At 71.8% G+C, this 24,525-nt stretch carries 20 protein-coding genes and 1 tRNA gene; 16 read left to right on the top strand and 5 right to left on the bottom strand.

The window, feature by feature from the left end:
- Positions 1–17: 17 nt before the first annotated feature.
- Positions 18–1,481 carry a mercury(II) reductase gene (gene merA, locus HDA34_RS01580; RefSeq protein ID WP_049146770.1) on the bottom strand — a complete coding sequence of 488 codons (1,464 nt, stop codon included), beginning with the start codon at positions 1,479–1,481 and terminating at the stop codon, positions 18–20.
- Between the two features lie 56 nt (positions 1,482–1,537).
- On the opposite strand from merA, the gene HDA34_RS01575 reads away from it, so the two are divergent.
- Entirely contained in the window at positions 1,538–1,927 is a 390-nt protein-coding gene (locus HDA34_RS01575) for a heavy metal-responsive transcriptional regulator (protein WP_036382791.1), read from the top strand.
- Between the two features lie 452 nt (positions 1,928–2,379).
- Here the strand turns inward: HDA34_RS01575 and HDA34_RS01570 are convergent, their stop codons facing one another.
- The 3 genes from HDA34_RS01570 to HDA34_RS01560 form a co-directional block, all read right to left on the bottom strand.
- Positions 2,380–3,396, bottom strand: a complete 1,017-nt coding sequence (locus HDA34_RS01570; RefSeq protein WP_036337237.1) for a CNNM domain-containing protein — start codon at positions 3,394–3,396, stop codon at positions 2,380–2,382.
- Positions 3,396–4,817, bottom strand: a complete 1,422-nt coding sequence (locus HDA34_RS01565; protein WP_036337238.1) for a hemolysin family protein — start codon at positions 4,815–4,817, stop codon at positions 3,396–3,398. Before HDA34_RS01565 ends, HDA34_RS01570 begins: the two co-directional genes overlap by 1 nt.
- An 861-nt stretch (positions 4,818–5,678) precedes the next feature.
- Entirely contained in the window at positions 5,679–6,686 is a 1,008-nt protein-coding gene (locus HDA34_RS01560; protein WP_182496696.1) for an IS481 family transposase, read from the bottom strand.
- Positions 6,687–6,812: 126 nt separating this feature from the next.
- Between HDA34_RS01560 and HDA34_RS01555 the strand changes: the two genes are divergently transcribed.
- The 14 genes from HDA34_RS01555 (at position 6,813) to pyk (ending at position 23,645) form a co-directional block, all read left to right on the top strand.
- A complete protein-coding gene (locus HDA34_RS01555) occupies positions 6,813–7,076 on the top strand; it encodes a phosphoribosyl-ATP diphosphatase (protein WP_010078767.1) in 264 nt (87 codons plus the stop codon).
- Positions 7,077–7,124: 48 nt separating this feature from the next.
- Positions 7,125–7,973 carry an ATP phosphoribosyltransferase gene (gene hisG / locus HDA34_RS01550; RefSeq protein WP_049146867.1) on the top strand — a complete coding sequence of 283 codons (849 nt, stop codon included), beginning with the start codon at positions 7,125–7,127 and terminating at the stop codon, positions 7,971–7,973.
- Between the two features lie 46 nt (positions 7,974–8,019).
- Positions 8,020–8,790, top strand: a complete 771-nt coding sequence (gene hisF / locus HDA34_RS01545) for an imidazole glycerol phosphate synthase subunit HisF (RefSeq protein ID WP_134377153.1) — start codon at positions 8,020–8,022, stop codon at positions 8,788–8,790.
- A 44-nt stretch (positions 8,791–8,834) separates the two neighbouring features.
- On the top strand, positions 8,835–9,215 hold the full coding sequence (gene hisI, locus HDA34_RS01540) for a phosphoribosyl-AMP cyclohydrolase (protein WP_041102690.1): 381 nt from the start codon (positions 8,835–8,837) through the stop codon (positions 9,213–9,215).
- Complete coding sequence (locus tag HDA34_RS01535; RefSeq protein WP_134377154.1) at positions 9,212–10,762, top strand: chorismate-binding protein; 1,551 nt, start codon at positions 9,212–9,214, stop codon at positions 10,760–10,762. The genes hisI and HDA34_RS01535 overlap by 4 nt, the downstream gene beginning before the upstream one ends.
- Entirely contained in the window at positions 10,762–11,367 is a 606-nt protein-coding gene (locus HDA34_RS01530) for a Trp biosynthesis-associated membrane protein (protein WP_044658968.1), read from the top strand. The genes HDA34_RS01535 and HDA34_RS01530 overlap by 1 nt, the downstream gene beginning before the upstream one ends.
- Positions 11,368–11,492: 125 nt before the next feature.
- The gene (locus HDA34_RS01525) at positions 11,493–11,816 is read left to right on the top strand and encodes an HGxxPAAW family protein (protein ID WP_010078761.1); all 324 of its coding nucleotides are present in this window, start codon (positions 11,493–11,495) and stop codon (positions 11,814–11,816) included.
- Between the two features lie 5 nt (positions 11,817–11,821).
- Entirely contained in the window at positions 11,822–12,628 is an 807-nt protein-coding gene (trpC, locus tag HDA34_RS01520; RefSeq protein WP_134377155.1) for an indole-3-glycerol phosphate synthase TrpC, read from the top strand.
- A gap of 29 nt (positions 12,629–12,657) precedes the next feature.
- Positions 12,658–13,983, top strand: a complete 1,326-nt coding sequence (gene trpB, locus HDA34_RS01515) for a tryptophan synthase subunit beta (RefSeq protein ID WP_122054299.1) — start codon at positions 12,658–12,660, stop codon at positions 13,981–13,983.
- Complete coding sequence (trpA, locus tag HDA34_RS01510) at positions 13,980–14,786, top strand: tryptophan synthase subunit alpha (protein WP_073116851.1); 807 nt, start codon at positions 13,980–13,982, stop codon at positions 14,784–14,786. The genes trpB and trpA overlap by 4 nt, the downstream gene beginning before the upstream one ends.
- 2 nt (positions 14,787–14,788) lie before the next feature.
- The gene (gene lgt / locus HDA34_RS01505; protein WP_069941449.1) at positions 14,789–15,772 is read left to right on the top strand and encodes a prolipoprotein diacylglyceryl transferase; all 984 of its coding nucleotides are present in this window, start codon (positions 14,789–14,791) and stop codon (positions 15,770–15,772) included.
- Between the two features lie 203 nt (positions 15,773–15,975).
- Positions 15,976–20,628, top strand: coding sequence for a glutamate synthase large subunit (gene gltB / locus HDA34_RS01500; protein ID WP_134377156.1), 4,653 nt, complete (start codon positions 15,976–15,978; stop codon positions 20,626–20,628).
- A complete protein-coding gene (locus HDA34_RS01495; protein WP_010078754.1) occupies positions 20,621–22,081 on the top strand; it encodes a glutamate synthase subunit beta in 1,461 nt (486 codons plus the stop codon). The genes gltB and HDA34_RS01495 overlap by 8 nt, the downstream gene beginning before the upstream one ends.
- A gap of 76 nt (positions 22,082–22,157) precedes the next feature.
- Positions 22,158–23,645 carry a pyruvate kinase gene (gene pyk, locus HDA34_RS01490; RefSeq protein WP_134377157.1) on the top strand — a complete coding sequence of 496 codons (1,488 nt, stop codon included), beginning with the start codon at positions 22,158–22,160 and terminating at the stop codon, positions 23,643–23,645.
- A gap of 18 nt (positions 23,646–23,663) precedes the next feature.
- Here the strand turns inward: pyk and HDA34_RS01485 are convergent, their stop codons facing one another.
- Positions 23,664–24,260 (bottom strand): ANTAR domain-containing response regulator, encoded by a 597-nt coding sequence (locus HDA34_RS01485; protein ID WP_010078752.1) that lies wholly within the window; start codon positions 24,258–24,260, stop codon positions 23,664–23,666.
- A 175-nt stretch (positions 24,261–24,435) separates the two neighbouring features.
- Here HDA34_RS01485 and HDA34_RS01480 point away from each other — a divergent pair.
- A tRNA-Leu gene (locus tag HDA34_RS01480) sits at positions 24,436–24,517 on the top strand.
- Positions 24,518–24,525: the final 8 nt, after the last annotated feature.

Here is a 24,525-nt window from a genome sequence, read left to right as displayed (position 1 = left end):
CTGTGTGCGGGGCAGGTTCACGCCGCGCAGCAGGAGAGCTTGGCGATGTCGGTGGTGAAGGCCTGCGCGGTGAGCTTGAGGCCTTCGGCCATGGTCAGGTAGGGGCTCCAGAGGTTGGCGACCTGGCTGGTGGTCATGCCGGCCTCGAGCATGTAGACCCCGGCGGCGGCGAGGTCGCCGGCGTCCTGGGCCAGGGCGGTAATGCCGATGATGCGGCCGGTGTCGGCGTCGGTGACCATCTTGATGAACCCGCGGGTGTCGCGGTTGACGATCGCGCGTGGGACGTGCGCGAGTGACAGGACACGGCTGTCGTAGCGGATCCCGGCAGCGGAGGCCTGCCGTTCGGTCATCCCGACGGCGGCCAGGGCGGGGCTGGTGAACACGACCCGGGGCAGGTGGCGGTAGTCGACCTCGAGGCCGGCGCCGGTGAGGGCGTTGTCGGCGACGAGGGCGCCGTGGGCCGCGGCGACGTACACGAACTGACGGTGGGCGGTGACGTCACCGGCAGCCCAGACGCGCGGGTTGGTGCTGCGCAGATGGCTGTCGACAACCACCTCGCCGTGGTCGCCGGTGCGCACGTCGACGGTGTCGAGACCGAGCGTGGCGGTGACCGGGCGGCGCCCGGTGGCGACGAGTACCTCGGCCGCCCGGAGTTCCTGTGAGCCGTCAGTGGTGGTGGCAGTGACCGTGACCTCGCCGGTGGCCGGGTCGCGGCGGACCGCGCTGGGCACCGCGCCGCGGATGATCTGGATGCCTTCGTCCGTGAAGATCTCATCCAGGGCGGTGGACGCCTCGGGTTCTTCCTGGGACGCCAGCCGTGAGCGGACCAGCATGGTGACCCGGACGCCGAGCCGAGCGAAGAGCTGGGCCTGCTCCATCGCGACGTAGCCGCCGCCGATGACCAGCAGCGACTCCGGGACGTGGTCCAGTTCCATCGCGGTGGTCGAGGTCAGGTAACCGGCCTCCTGCAGGCCGGGGACCGGCGGCGCCCAGGGCCTGGAGCCGGTGGCGATGAGGTAGTGCGCGGCCCGGACCGTCTCCACCGTGCCGTCAGGGCCGGTCACGCGCAGTGCCGGCTCGCTGGGTGTGCCGACGAACGTGGCGTCCCCGGGGTGGAGATCCCATCCGTACTCGGTGGCCAGGTCCAGGTACTTCTCGCCACGCAGTGACCCGACGAGCCGATCCTTGCCGGCGATCAAGGCGGGCATGTCGACCGGCCGGACTTCGGGGAGCGGCAGGCCGGGGAACCGGGAGGCGTCGAGTGTGACGTGGCGGGCCTCGGCGGTCGCGAGCAAGGCCTTGGAGGGCACGCACCCGGTGTTCACGCAGGTACCGCCGACGGTGCCACGCTCGATCATCACCACCCGTCTGCCGAGGTTGGTGGCGCGGATCGCGGCCGCGAACGCCGCCCCACCGAACCCGATCATTGCCAGGTCATACGACCTGCTGTTAGCCGTTGCCGTCATGAACTCCTCCTTCATCGCCCTCAGGATCGACCTTCCAGTGCACTGGAAGGTCAAGGGGGAGAATGAGTGGCATGCGGATCGGTGAGGTGGCTCGGGCGTCGGGCACGACGAGCAAGACCCTGCGGTACTACGAGGAGGTCGGGCTGCTACCCGCCGCGGACCGCACCCCGGCGGGCTACCGGGACTACGGCGCCGAGGTGCTCGACCGGCTGGACTTCATCCGCCGGGGGCAAGCGGCCGGGCTGACCCTGGCCCAGATCGGTCAGGTGCTGGACATCCGCGACCGGGGGCAGGCCCCCTGCCGGCACGTCACCGACCTGCTCGACACCCGCCTTGATGTGATCGACCGGCAACTCGCCGAGCTCGCGCAGCTACGCACCACGATCGCCGACCTGCGCGAGGACGCCGCCGCCGGCGACCCGGCCACGTGCTCCCCCGAGGATGTCTGCCGCTACCTGTGACACCGAAGTTCACGGGCCCGTGGCAGCGCATGGCGGCCCACTCTGTTGCGTTGGGGTGTTAGACCTTTCGCAACGGTTCTGTTGCGCGGGGTGCACCCTATCGCGACGCCTATTCCTCCGGCCTGCCGTCGGCCGCTGTCCCGGTGAAGGATCGGCTTGCGGAACGTGAGCCTCACTCGCAGCGCCCTCTTGCCCGCGTGCTTGGAGGCGCCACTGAGCTCCGACAGAACCCCGCCATATAGCGGCGCAAGCCACACATGACACCGGGCGGCACACCGAGCAGCCGCCACAAACGACCGATTTAGCCGTTACACGCCCGTGAGTCGGAGCATGACTGAGTCCATTGAGGCCGGAATGGGGGGCGAGGCCACTGTGCCGATTCTGATTCTTTGTCCACACCACCGCGGGGGCCGTTTCAGCGGCCCCCGCGGTGGTGTTGCCGAGGTGTGGACTCAAGCCGCGCGGGGCAACACTCCGCGCAAGACGTCGGTGAGGGTGACGACCCCAGTGAACCGGTTGTCCTGGGTTACTGCGGCCAGCTGGCGGCTGTTGCGGCGCATGGAGGCAAGTGCTTCGTGCAACGGTGTGGTGGAGGGCAGCGTCAGAGCCTGCTGGATAAGCGGCTGGATTGGCGCAGAAGGCTCCATCGTGAGGGTGTCCCGCACGTGGACGACGCCCGGAACGCTCTCAGGGGTATGGTCCGGCTGGACCAGGATACGCAAGTGCCCTGAGCACGCAGCGGCATTCTGGACCGCCTCGACGTCGGCGTCGGGGGCGACCTTGACCGGGTGCTGACCCTGGGGGAGGAGGTCCCCGAGAGTGAGGGTCTGAAGGTCCAGGGCACCGGCCAAGGCTTCATGGTTCTGCCGGTCCAGGGTGCCGGCGGCGGCGGAGTGCTCAACCAGCTGACGAATGGCCGCTGCGTCGTAGCCGCCCACGGCGGCTTGGTCCACGGGGGTGACGCCGCTGAGGGTCACCAGGCGGTTGGCCAGCCGGTTGGCCAGCAGCAGCAGGGGGCGAACGGTCCAGACGAAGGCGCGTGCGGGCACGGCCACGGCTTTGGCTGCGGTCTCGGGGTGGGCAATGGCCCAGGACTTGGGGGCCATCTCCCCGATGACCAGGTGAAGGAAGGTCACGGCCAGCAAGGACAGGACGAAGGAGGCGGTTCCGGCTGCCGCTGCGGGGATGCCCCAGTCCTCCAGGACGGGGCCGAGCCATGCGTCGACGGCCGGCTTGGTGATCGCCCCCAGGGCGAAGGTGCACAAGGTGATGCCCAACTGGGCTGCGGCGAGCATGAGGGTCAGCTCGTCGACTCCCTTGAGAGCGGCCCGCGCGGCGCGGCTGCGTCCTGCCTCGGCCTCTAGCCGGTGCCGGCGGGCGCCCAGCAGGGAGAACTCCATGATGACGAAGATCGCGCTGAGCACGATCAGCGCTGTGGTCACGAGCATGACGATCAGTGGACCGTGCATCATCGCTCCTCGTCCGTGGTGGCGTCGGGCTGGGCCTCGTGGGCGGCATGGCTGCCGGCGGTGTCAGAGCGGGGCACCTCGATGAGGTGGATCCGCAGTCGAGCCGGGACCCTGCGTTGGATGGAGAGGACCTCGACCTGCAGGTGGCGGTCGTAGACCTCCTCAGCCCCGAAGTCTCGTGGGTCCTCGGGCAGGTCGATCGTGATGACCTCGCCTTCCCGGGGCAGACGGCCCAGAGCGTCGATGGTCAGACCGGCGGCGGACTCGGCCTCGGTCACGGGCAGGGGGTGCCCGACGAGGCGCTCGAGCTCGTCCAGGTGGGCCTCTGCGCTCAGGACCCAGGAGTGCAGGCCTGTGGCGGTGATCTCCTCCTGGGGGTGCAGGTCGTGCTCGTCCGTGAGCTCGCCCACGAGCTCCTCCGCGAGGTCTTCCACTGTGAGCACGCCGACGAAGCCGCCGAACTCGTCCACGATGCACGCCATCTGCTGCCCTGAGCCGTCGAGCTCCCGGGCTGCGTCGGGCAGGGACATCATCGTGGGCAGCACCAGTGCAGGGCGCATCAGGGCGGACACGGGGGTGTCCGGGGCCATCCGGGTCTCACCGAGCAGGTCGGTGAGGTGGACTACCCCGAGCGGTTCGTGTTCGTTCGAGATCACCGGGTAGCGGGTGTGGCCGGTGGCCATCAGGTCGCGCACCTGAGCCAGGGAGGTCTGGGGCTGAACCTCGTCCACACGCGAGCGGGGCACCATCGCGTGCTGCACGTCCTGGTCTGGGAAGTCCAGCACCCGGTCGATCAGGACGGAGACCTCCGCGGGCAAGGATCCGGAAGCTCTGGAGTCCAGGGCAATGCGGTCCAGGTCCTCGGCGGAGGCGGTGCTGTCGACGTCGTGCACTGGCTCGATGCGCAGGAGCTTGAGCAGCACCTCGGCCGCCTTGTCGAAGACCCAGATGAGCCAGCCGAACAGGCCGAGGTAGATCTGTGTGGGCCGGGCCAGAGCGCGGGCCAGGGGCTCGGGGTTGGCGATGGCCAAATTCTTGGGGTACAGCTCGCCGATGATCATCTGCACCAGGGTGGCCACCACCAGTACGCCCAGCGTGGAGATGGCGATGACCACTTCAGAAGGCAGTGCGGTGCCGCCGAGCAACTCGGTCAGGGCCGCACCCACCATCGGCTCTGCCACGTAGCCCACCATGAGGCCTGTGACCGTGATCCCCAGCTGCGCGCCGGAGAGCATGAAGGAGGTGCGGCGAGTGACCTGCAGTGCGCGGGCGGCGGCGCGGTCGCCGGCCTTGGCGGCGGTCTGCAGGCGGACGCGGTCTACAGACATGTACGCGAATTCCTGGGCCACGAAGAAGCCGTTGGCGGCGATGATCGCCAGGATGATGAGGGATCCGAGGATCAGTGTCAGGACTGGATCCATGCCTGAGTCACCTCCCCACGAGGTGCAGGCGACCCCGCCAGCTGCGGGGTGGGGTGGGGGTGACGCTCGGACTGTCACCAGGGCAGGCGGCTGGGCCGTCGCTCATGTATTCAGGGGCTCCATAAGGGGTCGAATGAATAATGGCGGTACGCTACCACCGGTAATCGGTCTCAGGGCAAGATGGGGGTGTGGCCTCGCAGCCGGCATCCCGCCTCTGCCCGCCACGATGTCCCATCGGGTGTACCCGTGCGAGGCAATCGAAGGCGATTGCTGAGATGGGTATCTCAACGGCCGAGATGGCGCACAGGTTCGATGTCAGCCAGAAGATACCTTACCTGGCTTTTAATTAATCCTCGGGCGCATAGACTTAAAGTTGCATGAGAAATGTCCGCCAAATCTACTCGGCGTTTATCAAATGTTATTGACTCACATCGCCTGAATAGTTTGCCCGCTTGGTCAGGCCCATCGACCACTGGGGTATGCCGACGACCCGCGGTGGTGTGGATCTCCATCCGAGCGTTTCCATCCGTTGTTGATTCGGACGCTTTTCGAGGAAGCCGCGCGATCGGTCGTCAACCACTTGACCAGACCTTGGTTCATCCCATCATCCTCACTTGGGAAAATCGCAGAAATTGAAGAGAGGGTAATTTATTCTGCGTAAAAAGCGACATGGATTGTTGATGCAGCGGGGGGCTTTTCAGAACTCCGACAGTGATGTGGGCGTCTCGGCCTGCAAGACGGTTCCCCTGGAATCTGACTCTCGTGGAAGAAGGATGCATCCAGGTGCAGCGCGTGGCGAAGACCCCGCCGTCCCGTCCGTCACAATGACCGACTGCGGTCCCGGCTGGACTGGTCGGGTCGCTAGGTGTAGGAGGGCATGACGTTGTTGACTCGGGTCGGTGCCAGTGAGGCCGGAGGAGCGTCTCCGCAGGAGGTATGAGGCCGATGGTAGTTGTAGTGGTTCACCCACACCTGCAGGGCCTCACGCCGAGCTTGCTCTGAGGAGTACGGGCGGGCGTAGAGGACCTCATCGACCATCAGCCGGTTGTACCGTTCGACCTTCCCGTTGTGACGCGGGGTGTAGGGGCGGATCCGGTGGTGCCGGCCCCCGAGCGAGACCACCTTCGCGGTGAAGTCCACGGCCCGATAGTTGTTCCCGTTATCCGTGATCACCCGGTCCACGGTGATGCCGTGGGCGGCGAAGAACGCCCTCGCCCGGCAGAAGAACCCGATCGTGGTCACCGCGCGCTCGTCCTCCAACGCTTCGGTGTAGGCCAGCCGGGTGTACCCGTCGATCGCCGAGTGCAGGTAGGTGTACCCGACCCGTCGGCCAGGCCCGCGTTTGGCCGCTCGCGCGTTCTCGGAGTCCCGGCCGTGAGCACGCCAGCCTCCCCCGTCTGGGATCTTCCCGATTTTCTTCACGTCCATGTGCACCATGTGCCCCGGGCCGCGGGCGGTGATCTTCTGTGGTCGTTGGCGCAGGTCCTCACCCGTGGGCGCGAGGTCTCGCAACCGGGAGATGCCCAGCCGGTGCATCCACCTCCCCACGGTGCGCAAGCACAGCTGGTGGCCTTCGGAGACGAGGTGGTGATGGATGCGCCGGGCGGACCACTTCTCGGCCCGGCGCAGGGCCTCCAGCTCGGCCACGATCGCGGGGTCGAGCCGGGCAGGTGAGCGATGGGGCCGGCTCGACCGGTCTTGCAGTCCTGCCTCGCCTTCGGCACGGTAGCGGGCGACCCAGGTGGCCACCGTGGGCCGACTGACGCGGAACTCCGCGGCCACGTGGGACTGCGGGATCCCGTCGTGCAGGTGGCGTTGGACCATGCGCAGCCGGCCGGTCGGGGTCAGGGGTGCGTTAGCGTGAGTCATGAGCGGGTCTCTTCTGGCAGGTGGGTTGTTGAGGAACTTCCATCCTGCGGCAGGGGCCCGCTCGTCTCATCTCAGCCCGTACCCCGTGGCAAGAACCTCATGACCCACAACAGCTAGGGTGGTCACGTGAAGACCTTCGACGAGCTGTACGCGGAACTGACGCGCAAGGTGCAAGAGCGCCCCGAGGGCTCCGGCACCGTGGCCCAGATCGACGCCGGCGTCCATGCGATCGGCAAGAAGGTCGTCGAGGAGGCGGCCGAGGTCTGGATGGCCGCCGAGTACGAGTCGGATGAGGCCGCCGCCGAGGAGATCTCTCAGCTGCTGTACCACGTGCAGACCATGATGATCGCCCGCGGCATCAGCCTCGAGGACGTCTACCGCCACCTCTGAGGCCGCCGGCCCCGTTCCCCGCCCACCGCACCCCGAGGAGACCGACGCGTGCTGCGCATCGCCGTTCCGAACAAGGGCGCCCTCGCCGAGGCCGCCCGTGAGATCCTGCAGGAAGCCGGCTACCGCCAGCGCCGCGACTCCCGCGAGCTGGTGCTCGTGGACCCCGAGAACCAGGTGGAGTTCTTCTACCTGCGTCCCCGAGACATCGCGGTGTACGTGGGCAAGGGCACCCTCGACGTCGGCCTCACCGGGCGGGACCTGTTCCGCGACGCCCAGGTCGAGGGCACAGCGGAGGAGATCATGGCGCTCGGCTTCGGCCGGTCCGTGTTCCGACTGGCCGCGCCCGTGGGCACGTTCTCCTCCGAGTCCGAGCTGGCCGGCAGGCGCATCGCCACCAGCTACGACGGGCTGCTGCACGCCTACCTGGAGCGCACCGGCCTCGACGCGGAGGTGGTCCACCTCGACGGCGCCGTGGAGTCCTCCGTCAAGCTCGGCGTGGCGGACGCGATCGCCGACGTCGTGGAGACCGGCAGCACTCTGCGCGCCGCCGGCATGGAGGTCTTCGGCGAGCCCATCCTCGACTCGGAGGCCGTGCTGATCGGCCGCGCGGGGGAGCGCCCCGAGGGCCTCGACGTGTTGCTGCGCCGCCTCAAGGGCGTGCTCGTGGCCCGCCGCTGGGTCATGATCGACTACGACATCCGCCGTGACCTGCTGGAGGCGGCCACCGCGGTCACCCCGGGGCTGGAGTCACCGACGGTCTCCCCGCTGCGGGACGAGACGATGGTCGCCGTGCGCTCCATGGTCCGCAAGCTGGACGCCAACCGCGTCATGGACGAGCTGTACGCCCTGGGCGCCCGCGGCATCCTGATCTCCGCGATCCACGCGATCCGCCTCTGACGGCCCGCGCCGTCCCGCCCGAGCCCCCCGAGACGAAGGAGCCGACGTGAGCCTCGCCGTGCGTGTCATCCCCTGCCTGGACGTGGACGCCGGGCGCGTGGTCAAGGGCGTGAACTTCGAGAACCTGAGGGACGCGGGCGACCCGGTCGAGCTCGCTCGCCGCTACAACGCCGCGGGCGCCGACGAGATCACGTTCCTCGACGTCACCGCCTCCACCTCGGACCGCGCCACGACCTACGACGTCGTGACCCGCACGGCCGAGGAGGTCTTCATCCCGCTGACCGTGGGCGGCGGCGTACGCACCGTCGAGGACGTGGACCGGCTGCTGCGCACGGGGGCGGACAAGGTCTCCGTCAACACCGCCGCCGTGGCCCGGCCCGAGGTGATCACGGAGATCACCCGCCGCTTCGGGTCCCAGGTCCTCGTGCTCTCCCTCGACGCCCGGCGCACGGAGGACCCGGGCTGCGCCTCCGGCTACGAGGTCACCACCCATGGCGGCCGCCGGGGCACGGGCATCGACGCCGTCGCCTGGTGCCGTGAGGCCTCCGAGCGCGGGGTGGGGGAGATCCTGCTCAACTCGATCGACGCGGACGGCACCCGCGAGGGCTTCGACCTGGAGATGATCCGGGACGTGCGCGCCGTGACGCGCGTGCCGCTGATCGCCTCCGGCGGCGCCGGCGAGCCCGAGCACTTCCCGCCTGCCGTCGAGGCCGGCGCGGACGCGGTGCTCGCCGCCTCCCTGTTCCACTTCGGCCCGGACGACATGCTCGCCCGCGTCAAGGACGCCCTGCGGCAGGCGGGGCACACCGTCCGCTGACCCCGGCGGCCACGCCCCGCTCCGGCTCCCTAGACTGGACCTCCATGAGCCTCTCCCCGCCCGACGACCTCGTGGCCTCCGTGACCTTCGACGACCGGGGCCTGGTGCCCGCCATCGCCCAGCAGGAGGGCACCGGCGAGGTGCTCATGATGGCGTGGATGAACGAGGAGTCCCTGCGCGCGACGCTCGAGACCGGCTGGGCCACCTACTGGTCCCGCTCGCGCGGCGAGCTGTGGCGCAAGGGGGAGACCTCGGGCCACCTGCAGCGGGTGCGCGCGGTCCACGCGGACTGCGACGGCGACACCCTGCTGCTCACCGTGGACCAGACCGGCCCCGCCTGCCACACGGGCACCCGCACCTGCTTCACCGGCCGCGAGCTCGTCATGCCGCCGGCCGCCGTCGACCCTGAGGAGGCCGCCCGATGACCGCCGCCACCACTCCCTCCCGTGCGGAGTTCCTGCGTCTGGCGGACACCGCCCGCGTGATCCCCGTGGTCCGCACGGTGCTGGCGGACGGCCTCACGCCGCTGGCGATCCATCGGCGCCTGGCCGGCTCCCGCCCCGGCACCTTCCTGATGGAGTCCGCCACCCCGGGCGCGGCGTGGTCCCGGTACAGCTTCATCGGGGCCGGCTCCGCCGTCACCCTGACCTCGCGGGACGGCGAGGCGCACTGGCAGGGCACCCCGCCCGAGGGGCTGCCCACGCAGGGCCGCGCCCTGGACGTGCTCGCGGCGTGCCTGCGCCTGCTGAGCACGGACGTGCGCGCCGAGGTCGGAGGCGTCCTGCCGCATCTCGTCTCCGGCATGGCCGGCTTCCTGGGGTGGAACACGGTCCGCGCGTGGGAGCGCCTGCCGCACCCGCCCGAGGACCACCTCGGCCTGCCCGACCTCGCGATGAACCTCGTCACCGACCTGGCCGTGCACGACGCCCTGGACGGCACCGTGACGCTGATCGCCAACGCGGTGAACGGCAACGGCCTGGCCACCGGCGCGGACCGCGCCTACGACGACGCGCTCGCCCGCCTGGACGCCATGGTGGAGCGCCTGGCCGCCCCGGCCGCGGACCCGGTCAGCGACGTCCCGCGCCGCTGGCTCGAGGCGGACGCGGACGAGGTCGCCGCCCAGGCCGAGGACCGGTGGGGTGCCGAAGGCTTCCGCGAGGCCGTCGCGAAGGCCCAGCGGGCGATCCGCGACGGCGACGTGTTCCAGGCCGTCGTCTCCCGCCGCCTCTCGGTCACCACGGACGCCACCGGTCTGGACGTGTACCGCGTCCTGCGCATGGTGAACCCGAGCCCCTACATGTATCTCTTCTCCTTCGAGACCCCGGACGGGGAGCCGTACGAGATCGTGGGCTCCTCGCCCGAGGCGCTCGTCACCGTGCGGGACCGCCGCGTGGTCACCCATCCGATCGCCGGCTCACGGCGGCGCGGGGCCACCGAGGAGGACGACCGCCTCCTCGGCAAGGACCTGGTGGAGGACGAGAAGGAGCGGGCCGAACACCTCATGCTCGTGGACCTCTCCCGCAACGACCTCTCGCGCGTGTGCCGCCCCGGCACCGTCGAGGTCACCCAGTTCATGGAGCTCGAGGCGTTCAGCCACATCCTCCACCTGGTCTCCCACGTGGAGGGCCGCATGCGCGACGATGTCGACGCGCTCGACGTCCTCCGCGCCGCCTTCCCCGCCGGCACGCTGTCCGGCGCCCCGAAGCCCCGCGCCCTGCAGCTGCTGGACGAGTGGGAGCCGACCGAGCGCGGGCCCTACGGCGGCGTCGTCGGCTACTTCGACCTGGCGGGCAACATGGACATGGCGATCAACATCCGCTCGGCCACGCTGCACCGCGGCCAGGCGCACGTGCAGGCCGGCGCCGGCATCGTCGCCGACTCCGATCCCGACGCCGAGACCGCCGAGACCGTCACCAAGGCGACGGCGCCGCTGCGGTCCGTGCTGACCGCGGGCGAGCTGGGGCAGGCGTGATGCGCCGCCGCACCGTGGTCCTCGCCGCGCTGGCCGCCGGCGGGCTCGTGCTGCTCACGGCGGGCCGCACCTGGGTGACCGCCACGGGCCTGTCCGGCGGGATCGCCTCCGAGGCGACGACGTCGGGCGGCGCCGCCGCGCCCGTCGCCACCGCCATGGCCCTGGTCGTGATGGCCGGTGCCCTCGCCCTGACCACCGCCCGGCGCCTCGGCGCCGTGATCGTCGGCGTGCTCATGGCGCTGGCTGGGGTCGTGATCGCCTCGACCTCGGTCACCGCCGCCCTGGATCCGGCGACGACGGCGGCCGCCGCGGTCGCCGACGCGACCGGGACCACTGCGCTCGCGCAGGACTACGCCGTGACGGCGTGGCCGTGGGTCGCGGCGGCCGGCGGCGTGCTCGCGGCGCTGTGCGGCGTCGTGGCGGCACTGGCGGGCCGTGGCTGGCGTTCGTCCCGGCGCTACGAGAAGGCGCCTGCGGCCTCCGAGCCCGGCCCGGCCGCCGCCGGGGAGCAGCCCGCGCAGTCCGCCCGCGAGGCGGCCCAGCGCCGGCGCGTGGACCAGATGGACGCGTGGGACGAGCTGTCCCGCGGCAACGACCCCACGTGAGCGCCCGTCTCTCGGACCGCCCCGCACCGCCCGGGTCGTCCCGGGTCACGCGGGCCCGGTCCCGTGCCCGCATGGCACAATGAGGGACAGTCGTCATGTACACCACGCACCAGTGAGGGACAGCCATGAGCCACACCGCGAACACCGCGCACACCGAGCCCACCACCCGTCGCGCCGCCCGCCGCGGCGCCGTCGAGGACGTCGTCGTCACCGAGGACGGCCTGGTGCTCAACGACCCGACCCACCTCGAGCTGCCGGGCCACGGCAACTCGCCCGGCGCGTGGGCCATGGTGGCGCTCGTGCTCGTCGGCTTCGTGGCCGGCTGCGTCGGCCTGCTCGCCGACTGGAGCGTCGTCGTGTGGATCGGCCTGGCCCTGATGGCCGTGGGCGTCGTCGTGGGCATCGTCGCCGGCAAGGCCGGCGCGGGTCGCGGCCAGCACGGTCACTGATCCGCGTGTCCGTCCTCCAGGAGATCATCGACGGCGTCCGCGAGGACCTCGAGCCACGTCGCCGTGCCGTGCCCGAGGCGCGCCTGGCCGAGCTAGTGGCCGCCGCCCCCGTGCCGCGCGACGCCCACGCGGCCCTGCTCGGCGGACGCACCGACCCCGCGGGGATCCGGGTGATCTCCGAGGTGAAGCGGGCGAGCCCCTCCAAGGGCGCGCTCGCCGAGATCCCCGAGCCGGCCACCCTGGCCCGCGCGTACGAGCGCGGCGGCGCCAGCGCCGTCTCCGTGCTCACCGAGGCCCGCCGCTTCGGCGGCAGCCTGGCCGACCTGGACGCCGTGCGCGCCGCCGTCGATCTGCCGGTCCTGCGCAAGGACTTCACCGTCACCGAGTACCAGATCCACGAGGCCCGCGCCCACGGGGCCGACCTCGTCCTGCTGATCGTGGCCGCCCTCGATGACGCCGAGCTGGCCGGCTTCCTGCAGCTCACCGAGTCCCTGGGCATGCACGCCCTCGTGGAGGCCCACACGCCCGAGGAGATCGAGCGCGGCGTCGCCGCCGGCGCCCGCATCCTCGGCGTCAACGTGCGCAACCTCAAGACCCTGGACGTGGACCCGGCCCGCTACGCCGCGCTGGCCGACGGGCTGCCCGAGGACGTCGTCCGGGTCGCCGAGTCGGGCGTCGAGTCCGAGGCGCAGATCAAGGCCTACGCCGCCGCGGGCGCCGACGTCGTGCTCGTGGGCGAGGCCCTCGTGCGCCACGGCGCCCCCGAGGAGGCGCTGCGCGCGTTCCGCGCCGCGTCCCTCACCGTCCGCTGACCGAACCAGACCCGAGGAGCGTGGTCGCCATGAGCGCCGACCGTCCGAGCACCGAGCCCGCGATCGAGTTCGAGGGGCCGTATCAGGGTCAGGCCGGGCCCTACTTCGGCGACTACGGCGGGCAGTGGATGCCCGAGTCCCTCATGGCCGCGCTGCAGGAGCTCACCCGCACCTACGAGCAGGCGCGGCAGGACCCCGCCTTCGAGGCCGAGCTGCGGACCCTGTTCCGGGACTACGTGAACCGGCCCTCCCTGCTGAGCGAGGTGCCGCGGTTCGCCGCGGACACCCCCGGGGTGCGCATCTTCCTCAAGCGCGAGGACCTCAACCACACCGGCTCGCACAAGATCAACAACGTGATCGGCCAGGCGCTGCTCGCCCGTCGCATGGGCAAGACGCGTCTGATCGCGGAGACCGGCGCCGGCCAGCACGGCGTGGCCACGGCGACGGCGGCCGCGCTGTTCGGCATGGAGTGCACCGTGTACATGGGGGAGGAGGACACCCGCCGCCAGGCCCTGAACGTGGCGCGCATGCAGATGCTCGGCGCCGAGGTGGTGCCCGTGGCGATCGGCGCCCGCACCCTGAAGGACGCGATCAACGAGGCCCTGCGGGACTGGGTCGCCTCCGTGGACAACACGCATTACCTGATGGGCACGGTCACGGGCCCGCACCCGTTCCCCGCCATGGTGCGCTACTTCCACTCCGTGATCGGCGAGGAGGCCCGCGAGCAGATCCTGGCGCAGGCCGGCCGCCTGCCGGACGCCGTCGCGGCGTGCGTGGGCGGCGGGTCCAACGCGATGGGCCTGTTCCACGGCTTCCTCGACGACCCTGAGGTGGAGCTCTACGGCTTCGAGGCCGGGGGCGAGGGCCTCGAGACCGGTCGCCACGCCGCGTCCATCACGCTCGGACGCACCGGCGTGCTGCACGGCGCCCGCACGTACCTGATGCAGGACGAGGACGGGCAGACGATCGACTCCCACTCGATCTCCGCCGGCCTGGACTACCCGGCCGTCGGCCCGGAGCACGCCTTCCTGCACGACACGGGCCGCGCCGTCTACGAGCCGGTCTCGGACACCGAGTGCATGGACGCCTTCCTCCGGCTCACGCGCACCGAGGGCATCACGCCCGCCATCGAGTCGGCCCACGCCCTGGCCGGTGCGCTGCGCCTGGCCCGCCGCTGGGCGGACGAGGGCCTCGTGGGGCCGGACGCCCCGGAGGGGGAGGAGCGGATCATCATCGTGAACCTCTCCGGCCGCGGGGACAAGGACGTCGCCACGGCGGCGGCCTGGTTCGGCCTCGGCACGGCCGCGGAGGAGAAGGACCCGCTCGAGGAGATGACCCCCGGAGAGGAGCAGTGACCGGCATGACCGTGCACTCCAAGACCGCCGCGGCCCTGGACGCCGCGAAGGCGGCCGGCCGCACCGGCCTCGTCGCCTTCCTGCCGGCCGGCTACCCGTCCGTGGACGAGTGCGTCGAGGCCGTCGTCGCCGCCGCGGAGAACGGCGCCGACGTCATCGAGCTGGGCCTGCCCTACACGGACCCCGTGATGGACGGCCCCGTGATCCAGGCCGCGACCCAGACGGCGCTGCAGGCGGGTTTCCGCGTGGCCGACGTCTTCGACATCATCCGACGGGTGACCCAGCGCACCGACGCCGCGGTGCTGGTGATGACCTACTGGAACCTCGTGGACCGCATGGGCGTCGACGAGTTCGCGCGCCGCCTCGCGGAGGCCGGGGGCGCCGGTCTCGTCACCCCTGACCTCGTGCCCGAGGAGGCCGGCGCCTGGATGGAGGCCTCGGACCGTCACGGCCTGGACCGCGTGTTCCTCACCGCGCCCTCGTCCACGGACGAGCGGGTGCGCCTCACCGTCGACTCCTCCCGCGGCTTCGTGTACGCCGTGTCGGTCATGGGCGTCACCGGCACCCGCGACGCGGTGTCCACCGTCGCCGAGACCGTGGTCCGCCGGGCTCAGGATGCCGGGGCGGAGCACGTGTGCGTCGGCCTCGGCGTCTCCCAGGCGGCGCACGTCCGCGAGATCGGCGCCTACGCCGACGGCGCGATCGTCGGCACGGCCCTGGTGCGCGCGCTGACGGACGGCGGGCCGCAGGCCGTGGGCACGCTGACCCGCGAGCTCGCCGCCGGCACGGTCCGAGAGGGCTGAGGGTGACCGCCGCCCTGGCCCCGCTCGCCGCCTTCCCCGCCCCCGGGTGGGACGGGTTCCAGCTGGGCCCGGTGAAGATCCACGCGTACGCGCTGTGCATCATCCTGGGCATCGTCCTGGCGCTGTGGCTCGCCGAGCGTCGGTGGCGCGCCCGCGGCGGCCCCGAGGACCGTGTGCTCGACATCGCCCTGTGGGCCATCCCGTTCGGCTTCGTGGGCGGTCGGCTCTACCACGTGTTCTCCTCACCGGACCGGTACTTCGGGCCCGGCTTCGACGGCACGGGCGACCCGATCCAGATCCTGTACGTGTGGAACGGTGGACTGGGCATCTGGGGCGCGATCGCCCTCGGCGCCGTGGGCGCGTGGATCGCGTGCCGCCGCTACGGGCTGCGGCTGACGGCCTTCGGCGACGTCGTCGCGCCGGGCATCCTGCTGGCCCAGGCCATCGGCCGGTGGGGCAACTGGTTCAACCAGGAGCTCTTCGGCGGCCCGACGACCCTGCCCTGGGGGCTCGAGGTCGACCCGGCCAGCCCGAACTTCCCGGCCGGCTACGCCCCGGACACGCTGTTCCACCCCACGTTCCTCTACGAGTGCCTGTGGAACCTGGCCGGGGTCGCGCTGCTGCTCCTCGTGGACCGCGCGCTGCACCTGCGCCACGGCCTCATGCTGTGGTCCTACGTCGCCTGGTACACCGCGGGCCGCACGTGGATCGAGATGCTGCGCATCGACGACGCCGAGATGGTCACGCTCTTCGGCGTCACCCAGCGGCTCAACGTGTGGACGTCCCTGCTGGTGTTCGTCATCGCCCTCGCGTTCATCGTCGGGATCCTGCTGCGCCATCGCGGCGCGGCCGCCGGCCCCCACGCCCACCAGAGCGTGTGGCGCGCCGGGCACGCCCCCGAGGGCGACGACGGCGTCGCCGTCGCCGCGGGCCGCTCCGGGTCCCACGCCGTGGGCGCGGCGGAGGACGACGCCGTCCGGCGCTGACCCGCTCCCCGGCGCGCCCGCGAGGGGCGCCCGGGGCCCCGGTGTCCCACATGGTGGACATTCGGCGTGTCACAGAACGTCCGGTTCCGCACAGTGGGACGTCGCGCCCGGTAGCGTCTCTTCCACCTCGGGGCCGTCGGCCCCGAGCGTCGGGGCCAGCGCCGTCCCCGTCCGAGCCCCTGCTCTCCGGAAAGGACGGCACCATGCCCGTGGCATCCTCGCCCGCCTCGGCCCCCCGCGCGGGGGGACCGGTGGATCCCTTCGTCCGCTATGCGGACGTCCCCGCCGCCCAGGGCCTCTACGACCCGTCCCGGGAGACCGAGAACTGCGGCCTCGCCGTCATCGCCACCCTGCGGGGCACCCCGGGCCACGACATCGTCCAGCACGCGCTGACCGCCCTGCGTGCGCTCGAGCACCGCGGGGCGGTGGGCGCCGACGAGGGCACCGGTGACGGCGCCGGCCTGCTGACCCAGATCCCCGACGAGCTGTTCCGTGCCGTCGTCGACGCCGAGCTGCCCCCCGTGGGCGAGTACGTCGCCGGCACCGCCTTCCTGCCGCCCGTCGACGGCGAGCGCGCCGAGGCGAAGGAGGCCGTCGAGCGGCTGGCCGAGGAGGAGGGGCTGCAGGTCCTGGCGTGGCGCGAGGTGCCCACCGACCCCTCGGCCCTGGGCGTCGGCTCCCGGGCGGCCATGCCCGCGTTCGAGCAGCTGTTCCTGTCCCTGGCGGACGGTCAGGACGGCACCGAGCCGGGGCAGTCGCTGGACGTGCGGGCGTGGCGGGTGCGCCGCCGCGCCCAGTCCCGCGCCGGCGTCTATTTCCCCTCGCTCTCGTCCCAGACGATCGTCTACAAGGGCATGCTGACGACGGCCCAGCTGGAGCCGTTCTACCCGGACCTCTCCGACGAGCGGTTCACCACCCGGCTGGGCGTGGTCCACTCGCGGTTCTCCACCAACACCTTCCCCTCGTGGCCGCTGGCCCAGCCGTTCCGCACCATCGCGCACAACGGCGAGATCAACACGGTCAAGGGCAACCGCAACTGGATGCGCGCCCGTCAGGGCCAGCTCAAGCACCCGATGCTCGGCGAGGTCCCCGAGGACCTGTTCCCGCTGATCAGCCCCATCGGCTCGGACTCGGCCTCCTTCGACGAGGTCGCGGAGCTGCTCATGCTCTCCGGGCGCCCGCTCACCCAGGCGATCATGATGATTATCCCGGAGGCGTGGGAGAACCACGCGACCATGGACCCGGCCCGCCGCGCCTTCTACCAGTACCACTCCATGCTCATGGAGCCCTGGGACGGACCGGCCGCCGTCGCCTTCTCCGACGGCACCCAGGTGGGCGCCGTGCTGGACCGCAACGGCCTGCGCCCCGCCCGCTGGTGGGTCACCGACGACGGCCTCGTCGTCCTGGCCTCCGAGGTCGGCGTCGTGCCGATCGAGCCCTCGGCGGTGGTGCGCAAGGGGCGCGTGGCCCCGGGGCGCATGTTCCTCGTGGACACCGAGCAGGGCCGGATCATCGGCGACGACGAGATCAAGGCCGAGGTCGCCTCCGCCCAGCCGTGGGAGGACTGGGTGCGCCAGAACCTCCTGGACCTGGAGTCGCTCCCCGAGCGCGAGCACGTCCGCCACACCTCCGAGTCGATCCTGCAGCGTCAGCGCATCTTCGGGTACACCTCGGAGGAGCTGCGCATCCTCGTCGGGCCGATGGCCCAGACGGGCGCCGAGCCGCTCGGTGCGATGGGCACGGACACGCCCATCGCCGTCCTCGCCAAGCGGCCCCGGCTGCTCTTCGACTACTTCGTGCAGTCCTTCGCCCAGGTGACGAACCCGCCGCTCGACGCGATCCGCGAGGAGCAGGTGACCTCGATGCGCACCGCGATCGGCCCGCAGGGCAACGTGCTCTCCCTCGAGCAGGTGCGCACCCGCCAGGTCGACGTCCCGTTCCCCGTGATCGACAACGACCAGCTGGCCCGCATCCAGCACCTGCGCGACGCCGACGGCACCCGCCTGACCCTCAAGGTGAACGGCGTGTACCGGGTGGCCGGAGGCGTCGAGGAGCTCCGCGCCCAGCTGAAGGCGATCTGCGAGCAGGTCTCGGCCGCCGTCAACCGCGGCGTGGAGTACGTGGTGCTGTCCGACCGCGGCGCCACCGCCCAGTGGGCGCCGATCCCGTCCCTGCTGCTGACCTCCGCCGTGCACCACCACCTGCTGGCCTCGGCCAACCGCACCAAGAGCTCGCTGATCGTCGAGGCGGGCGACGTGCGCGAGGTCCACCATGTGGCCGTCCTGCTCGGCTACGGGGCCTCCGCGGTCAACCCGTACCTGGCCATGGAGTCCGCCGAGGAGCTCGTGCGCACGGGAGAGGTCTCGGGCGTCACCGCCGAGCAGGCCGTGGCGAACCTGATCAAGGCGCTCGGCAAGGGCGTCCAGAAGATCATGTCCAAAATGGGCATCTCCACGGTCGCCTCCTACACCGGCGCCCAGACGTTCGAGGCGCTCGGCCTGTCCCGGCGCTTCGTGGACCGCTACTTCGTGGGCACCACGAGCCCGCTCGACGGCGTGGGCATCGACGTCGTCGCCGCCGAGATCCAGGCGCGCCACGAGTTCGCGTATCCGCCGGACGGCAACGACATCAACCCGTACCGCGAGCTCGAGGTGGGCGGCGAGTACCAGTGGCGGCGCGAGGGCGCGCCGCACCTGTTCAACCCCGAGACCGTGTTCCGCCTCCAGCACTCCACGCGGGAGCGGCGCTACGACGTCTTCAAGGACTACACGCGTCGCGTGGACGACCAGGCGGAGGAGCTCATGACCCTGCGCGGGCTCATGCGCCTGCGCACGGGCGAGCGGCCGCCGGTGCCCGTCTCCGAGGTGGAGCCCGTCGAGTCGATCGTGCGCCGCTTCTCCACCGGCGCGATGTCCTACGGCTCCATCTCGCAGGAGGCGCACGAGACCCTCGCGATCGCCATGAACCGCCTCGGCGCCCGCTCGAACTCGGGCGAGGGCGGCGAGGACCCCGAGCGCCTGCTGGACCCGGAGCGCCGCTCGAAGATCAAGCAGATCGCCTCGGGCCGGTTCGGCGTCACCAGCCTGTACCTGGCCACCGCGACCGACCTGCAGATCAAGATGGCCCAGGGCGCCAAACCCGGCGAGGGCGGCCAGCTGATGGGGACCAAGGTGTACCCGTGGGTCGCCCGCACGCGGCACTCGACCCCGGGCGTCTCCCTGGTGTCGCCGCCGCCGCACCACGACATCTACTCGATCGAGGACCTGGCGCAGCTGATCCACGACCTCAAGCGGGCCAACCCGACCGCGCGGGTCCACGTCAAGCTCGTCTCCGAGTCCGGCGTGGGCACGGTGGCCGCGGGCGTCGCCAAGGCGCGCGCCGACGTCGTGCTCATCTCCGGCCACGACGGCGGAACGGGCGCCTCCCCGCTGAACTCCCTCAAGCACGCGGGCACCCCGTGGGAGATCGGCCTGGCCGAGGCGCAGCAGACGCTCATGCTCAACGGCCTGCGCGAGCGCGTCACCGTCCAGGTGGACGGGCAGCTCAAGACCGGCCGGGACGTCGTGATCGCCGCACTGCTCGGGGCCGAGGAGTTCGGCTTCGCGACCGCCCCGCTCGTGGTCTCCGGCTGCATCATGATGCGCGTGTGCCACCTGGACACGTGCCCCGTGGGCGTGGCCACCCAGAACCCCGAGCTGCGCGCGCGCTTCACGGGCAAGCCCGAGTTCGTCGTCAACTTCTTCGAGTTCATCGCGCAGGAGGTCCGCGAGCTGCTCTCGCAGCTGGGCTTCCGCACGCTCGACGAGGCGATCGGCCACCGCGAGCTGCTCGACGTGGACGCGGCCCTGCACCACTGGAAGTCCGAGGGCCTGGACCTCTCGGGCATCCTCGCGGACCCCTCCGTCGGCCGGCGTCCGGGCCACGAGGACGCGCCCATGCGCCGCACCACCGAGCAGGACCACGACCTCGCCTCCCATATCGACCACCGGTTCATCGCCCGGCTGGGGGACACGCTCACGACGGGCACGCCCGTCGTGATGGACGAGGCCGTCGTGAACACGGACCGGTCCGTGGGCACGCTGCTGGGCTACCACGTCACGAGCACGCGGCTCGCCGACGAGCTGGACGACGACACGATCACCGTGCGCCTGACGGGCGAGGCCGGCCAGTCCCTCGGCGCCTTCCTGCCCGCCGGCGTCACCCTGCGGCTCTCGGGCGACGCCAACGACTACGTCGGCAAGGGCCTGTCGGGGGGACGCGTGATCGTCCGCCCCGACGCCGAGGCCCCGTTCGTGGCCGAGGAGAACACCGTGGCCGGCAACGTGATCGGCTACGGCGCCACCTCGGGCCAGCTGTTCCTGCGCGGCCGCGTGGGGGAGCGGTTCCTCGTGCGCAACTCCGGCGCCACCGCGGTGGCCGAGGGCATCGGCGACCACGGCCTGGAGTACATGACCGGCGGTGAGGCGCTGATCCTCGGCGAGACCGGCCGCAACCTCGCCGCCGGCATGTCCGGCGGGCGGGCCTGGGTGCTGGACCTGGACCGGGAGGACCTGAACCCACTCGCCGTCCGCGAGGACGCCCTGATCCTCGAGGCGCCGTCCGCGCAGGACCGGCTGCGGATCGCCGAGCTGCTGGAGCTGCACCGCGCGGAGACGGGCTCCGCCGTCGCCGCCGCGCTGCTCGCCGACCTGCGGGCCGGCGGGGACGCCGCCGACGCCGCGTGGGACCGCTTCACGACCGTCCTGCCCCGGCAGTACGACCTCGTGCTGCGCACCCGTCAGGCCGCGACGGCCGAGGGACTCGACCCGGACGGGGAGGCCGTCTGGGGCCGACTGCTGGAGGTGACCCGTGGCTGATCCGCGCGGATTCCTGAAGAACCGGGAGCGCGTCGAGCGCCCCACGCGTCCGGTGCCGGTGCGCATCATGGACTTCAAGGACGTGTACGTCCGCCAGGACGAGGCGATCGTGCGCACCCAGGCCGGCCGGTGCATGGACTGCGGCATCCCGTTCTGCCACTCCGGGTGCCCGCTGGGCAACCTCATCCCGGAGTGGAACGACCTGGTCCGGCGGGGACGCTGGGACGAGGCCGCCGCGCGACTGCACTCGACCAACAACTTCCCCGAGGTCACCGGGCGGATCTGCCCCGCCCCGTGCGAGGACTCCTGCACCCTGGGCATCAACCAGCCCGCGGTCACCATCAAGCAGACCGAGGTGGCGATCGCGGAGCAGATCTTCGACAACGACTGGCTCGAGCCGGTCGTGCCGGCCCGCCTGAACGGCCACACCGTGGCCGTCGTCGGCTCGGGCCCGGCGGGACTGGCCGCGGCGCAGCAGCTCACCCGCGCCGGCTTCACCGTGGTGGTCTACGAGCGCGACGAGCGCCTCGGCGGCCTGCTGCGGCTGGGCATCCCGGACTTCAAGCTGGAGAAGGACGTCCTGGACCGGCGCCTGGCGCAGATGGAGGCCGAGGGCACCCGGTTCCGCACCGGCGTGGAGATCGGCGTCGACCTGCCCTGGGACCAGCTCAAGGCCCGCTTCGACGCCGTGATCGTGGCGACCGGCGCCCCCGTGGCCCGCGAGCTGCCCGTCCCCGGCCGCGGCCTCGACGGGATCCACCTCGCCATGGACTACCTCGTGCAGTCCAACCGCGCGGTCGCCGGCGACGAGGTCCCGGACCAGATCTCCGCCGAGGGGCGTCACGTGGTGATCCTCGGCGGCGGCGACACGGGCGCGGACTGCATCGGCACCGCGCACCGCCAGGGGGCGGCGTCCGTGACGACGCTGGCGATCGGCCAGCAGCTGCCGGTCGAGCGCCCCGTCCACCAGCCGTGGCCCACGATCCCCAAGGTCCACCAGCAGACCACGGCCGACGCCGAGGGCGGCGCCCGCGCGCACCTTGCCTCCACGGTCGAGTTCCTCGGCGACGAGCACGGCCGCGTGCGCGCCCTGCGCGTGGCGGAGACCGAGTACCGCGAGGACGGCACGCGCGGGCCCAAGGCGGGCACCGAGCGCGAGGTCCAGGCGGACCTGGTGCTGCTGGCGCTGGGCTTCACCGGCATCGAGGAGGGGCTGCTCACGCAGCAGCTCGGCGTGCACGTGACACGCGGGCTCGTGGCCCGGAAGGACGGGTACGAGACCGACGAGCCGGGCGTGTTCGCGTGCGGCGACGCCGGGCGCGGCGCCTCCCTGGTGGTCTGGGCCATCGCCGAGGGGCGTGCGTGCGCGCAGGAGGTCGACGAGTCGCTCGAGCGCTGGTCCCGACTGCCGCACCCCGTGGACCCGGACGACCGCGGCCTCGTCCTCGGCTGAGTCCTCCGTCTCATCTTCCGACGCCACGCGGGCCCGCCCTCCACCGAGGGCGGGCCCGCCCCCTATCGTGGGTCGCATGCGACACGCCAAGATCATCGCCACCTTCGGGCCCGCCACCGACTCCGACGAGACCACCCGCTCGATCATCCGGGCGGGGGCGGACGTGGTCCGCCTCAACATGAGCCACGGGGACCACGAGGTGCACGCGGCCTCCTTCGAGCGGGTGCGCCGCCTCAGCGTGGAGGAGGGCCGCCCGGTCGCGATCTTCGCGGACCTCCAGGGCCCCAAGATCCGCCTCGGCCGCTTCACCGACGGCCCGCATCTGCTCGAGAGGGGCGATCGGATCACCATCACCACCCGGGACGTGCCCGGGACCCGCGAGCTGGTCGGCACCACCCACAAGGGGCTGCCCGGGGACGTCGCCCCCGGTGACGTGCTCCTGGTGGACGACGGCAAGGTGCGCCTGCGCGCCGTCGAGGTCACGGACACGGACGTGCTGGCCGAGGTCGAGGTGCCGGGCATGGTCTCGGACAACAAGGGGATCAACCTGCCCGGCGTGGCGGTGAACGTGCCGGCCCTGTCCGAGAAGGACGCGCGGGACCTGCGCTGGGCGCTGCGCACCGGCGTGGACATGGTGGCGCTGTCCTTCGTGCGGGACGCCGCGGACGTGGACCGGGTGCACGAGATCATGGACGAGGAGGAGCGCCGGGTCCCGGTCATCGCCAAGATCGAGAAGCCCCAGGCGGTGGAGAACCTCGAGGCCATCGTGGACGCGTTCGACGCCGTCATGGTGGCCCGCGGCGACCTCGGCGTGGAGCTGCCGCTCGAGGACGTGCCCGTGGTGCAGAAGCGCGCGGTGGACCTCGCCCGCCGCTGGGCGAAGCCGGTCATCGTGGCCACGCAGGTGCTCGAGTCGATGATCGACAGCCCGCGCCCGACGCGCGCCGAGGCCTCGGACTGCGCCAACGCCGTGCTCGACGGCGCGGACGCCGTCATGCTCTCGGGCGAGACCTCGGTGGGCGCATATCCGGTCGAGACGGTCCAGACGATGGCCCGGATCATCGAGTCCACCGAGACCCACGGCCTGGAGCTCATCCACCCGCTCGGCTCGCGTCCCCGCACGCGCGGCGGCGCGATCACCCGGGCCGCCGTCGAGGTCGCGAACCAGCTCGAGATCCCGTTCCTCGCCACGTTCACCGAGTCCGGCGACTCGGCCCGTCGGCTCAGCCGCCTGCGGCCGCGTCAGCCGATCTACGCGTTCACCCACCACGAGCACACGCACAACATCCTGTGCCTGACCTGGGGCGTCTACCCGAAGATGGTCCCGTTCCAGGACTCCACGGACAAGATGACCCTCCAGGTGGAGCAGTCGCTCACATCGGAGGGCATCGCCCAGCACGGCGACCTCGTGGTCATCGCCGCCGGGTCCCCTCCCGGGGCCGTGGGCTCCACGAACACGCTGCGCGTGCACCGCGTGGGCGACGACGCCGCGGGCGGCTCGTCCGCCGCCTCGCCGCAGACGCGCGAGCCCGTCGGCTTCTGGCCGGCCCGCTCCCCGCTCTGACGAGCGCGCGGGCGCCGCTCAGCCGACCTGGTCGATGACGGCCTGCGCGACCTCCCGCATGGTCAGGCGCCGGTCCATGGAGGTCTTCTGGATCCAGCGGAAGGACTCGGCCTCGGTCAGGCGCATCCGCTCCTGGAGCAGCGCCTTGGCCCGGTCCACGATCTTGCGGGTCTCCAGGCGGTCGCCCAGGTCCCGCACCTCGGCCTCGAGGCTGCGCAGCTCGTCGAAGCGGGCCACGGCCAGTTCGATGGCGGGGACCAGGTCGGCCTCGGTGAAGGGCTTGACCACGTAGGCCATGGCCCCGGCAGTCCGGGCGCGCTCCACCAGCTCGCGCTGACTGAAGGCGGTCAGCATGACCACGGGGGCGAGCCGTTCCCCGGCGATCTCGCCCGCGGCCGCGATGCCGTCCATCACGGGCATCTTCACGTCCATCACCACGATGTCCGGGCGGTGCTCGCGCACGGCCTCGACGGCGGCCCGGCCGTCGCCGGCCTCGGCGACCACCCGGTAGCCCGCCCCGGTGAGCACCTCCACCAGGTCGAGGCGGATCAGGGTCTCGTCCTCGGCGACGACGGCCCGCAGGCCGGTCTCCTCGGGAGGCGTCAGCGTGGACACGGCAGCTCCTTCGTGCGGGCCGGGACGGCGTCGGTGCGGCGCCGCTGGTGGTCCACCAGGCTACCGTGCGCGATGGGCGCGGCGCGGGCGCGGCGGCGGGGACCCTCGCCGGAAGGCCGAGGACGCCGGGTCGGGGCGCTGATAGGGTGATCGAGTCCCGCCTCCGGGCGGCACTGCCCGAATGGTGGAATCGGTAGACACGCCGCACTCAAAATGCGGTGCCGAGAGGCGTGTGGGTTCGAGTCCCACTTCGGGCACCGTCGGC

The organism is Micrococcus luteus, from assembly GCF_014138885.1.
Taxonomy (GTDB): domain Bacteria; phylum Actinomycetota; class Actinomycetes; order Actinomycetales; family Micrococcaceae; genus Micrococcus; species Micrococcus luteus.
This window is presented reverse-complemented; position numbering and strand designations above follow the sequence as displayed.

Bases quoted from the DNA above. Each gene is read 5' to 3' on its own strand.
- HDA34_RS01570 (WP_036337237.1), bottom strand. From the start codon at position 3,396: ATGCACGGTCCACTGATCGTCATGCTCGTGACCACAGCGCTGATCGTG.
- HDA34_RS01575 (WP_036382791.1), top strand. From the start codon at position 1,538: ATGCGGATCGGTGAGGTGGCTCGGGCGTCGGGCACGACGAGCAAGACC.
- HDA34_RS01530 (WP_044658968.1), top strand. From the start codon at position 10,762: ATGCGCCGCCGCACCGTGGTCCTCGCCGCGCTGGCCGCCGGCGGGCTC.
- hisI (WP_041102690.1), top strand. From the start codon at position 8,835: ATGAGCCTCTCCCCGCCCGACGACCTCGTGGCCTCCGTGACCTTCGAC.
- gltB (WP_134377156.1), top strand. From the start codon at position 15,976: ATGCCCGTGGCATCCTCGCCCGCCTCGGCCCCCCGCGCGGGGGGACCG.
- pyk (WP_134377157.1), top strand. From the start codon at position 22,158: ATGCGACACGCCAAGATCATCGCCACCTTCGGGCCCGCCACCGACTCC.
- HDA34_RS01565 (WP_036337238.1), bottom strand. From the start codon at position 4,817: ATGGATCCAGTCCTGACACTGATCCTCGGATCCCTCATCATCCTGGCG.
- HDA34_RS01535 (WP_134377154.1), top strand. From the start codon at position 9,212: ATGACCGCCGCCACCACTCCCTCCCGTGCGGAGTTCCTGCGTCTGGCG.
- merA (WP_049146770.1), bottom strand. From the start codon at position 1,481: ATGAAGGAGGAGTTCATGACGGCAACGGCTAACAGCAGGTCGTATGAC.
- HDA34_RS01560 (WP_182496696.1), bottom strand. From the start codon at position 6,686: ATGACTCACGCTAACGCACCCCTGACCCCGACCGGCCGGCTGCGCATG.
- trpB (WP_122054299.1), top strand. From the start codon at position 12,658: ATGAGCGCCGACCGTCCGAGCACCGAGCCCGCGATCGAGTTCGAGGGG.
- HDA34_RS01525 (WP_010078761.1), top strand. From the start codon at position 11,493: ATGAGCCACACCGCGAACACCGCGCACACCGAGCCCACCACCCGTCGC.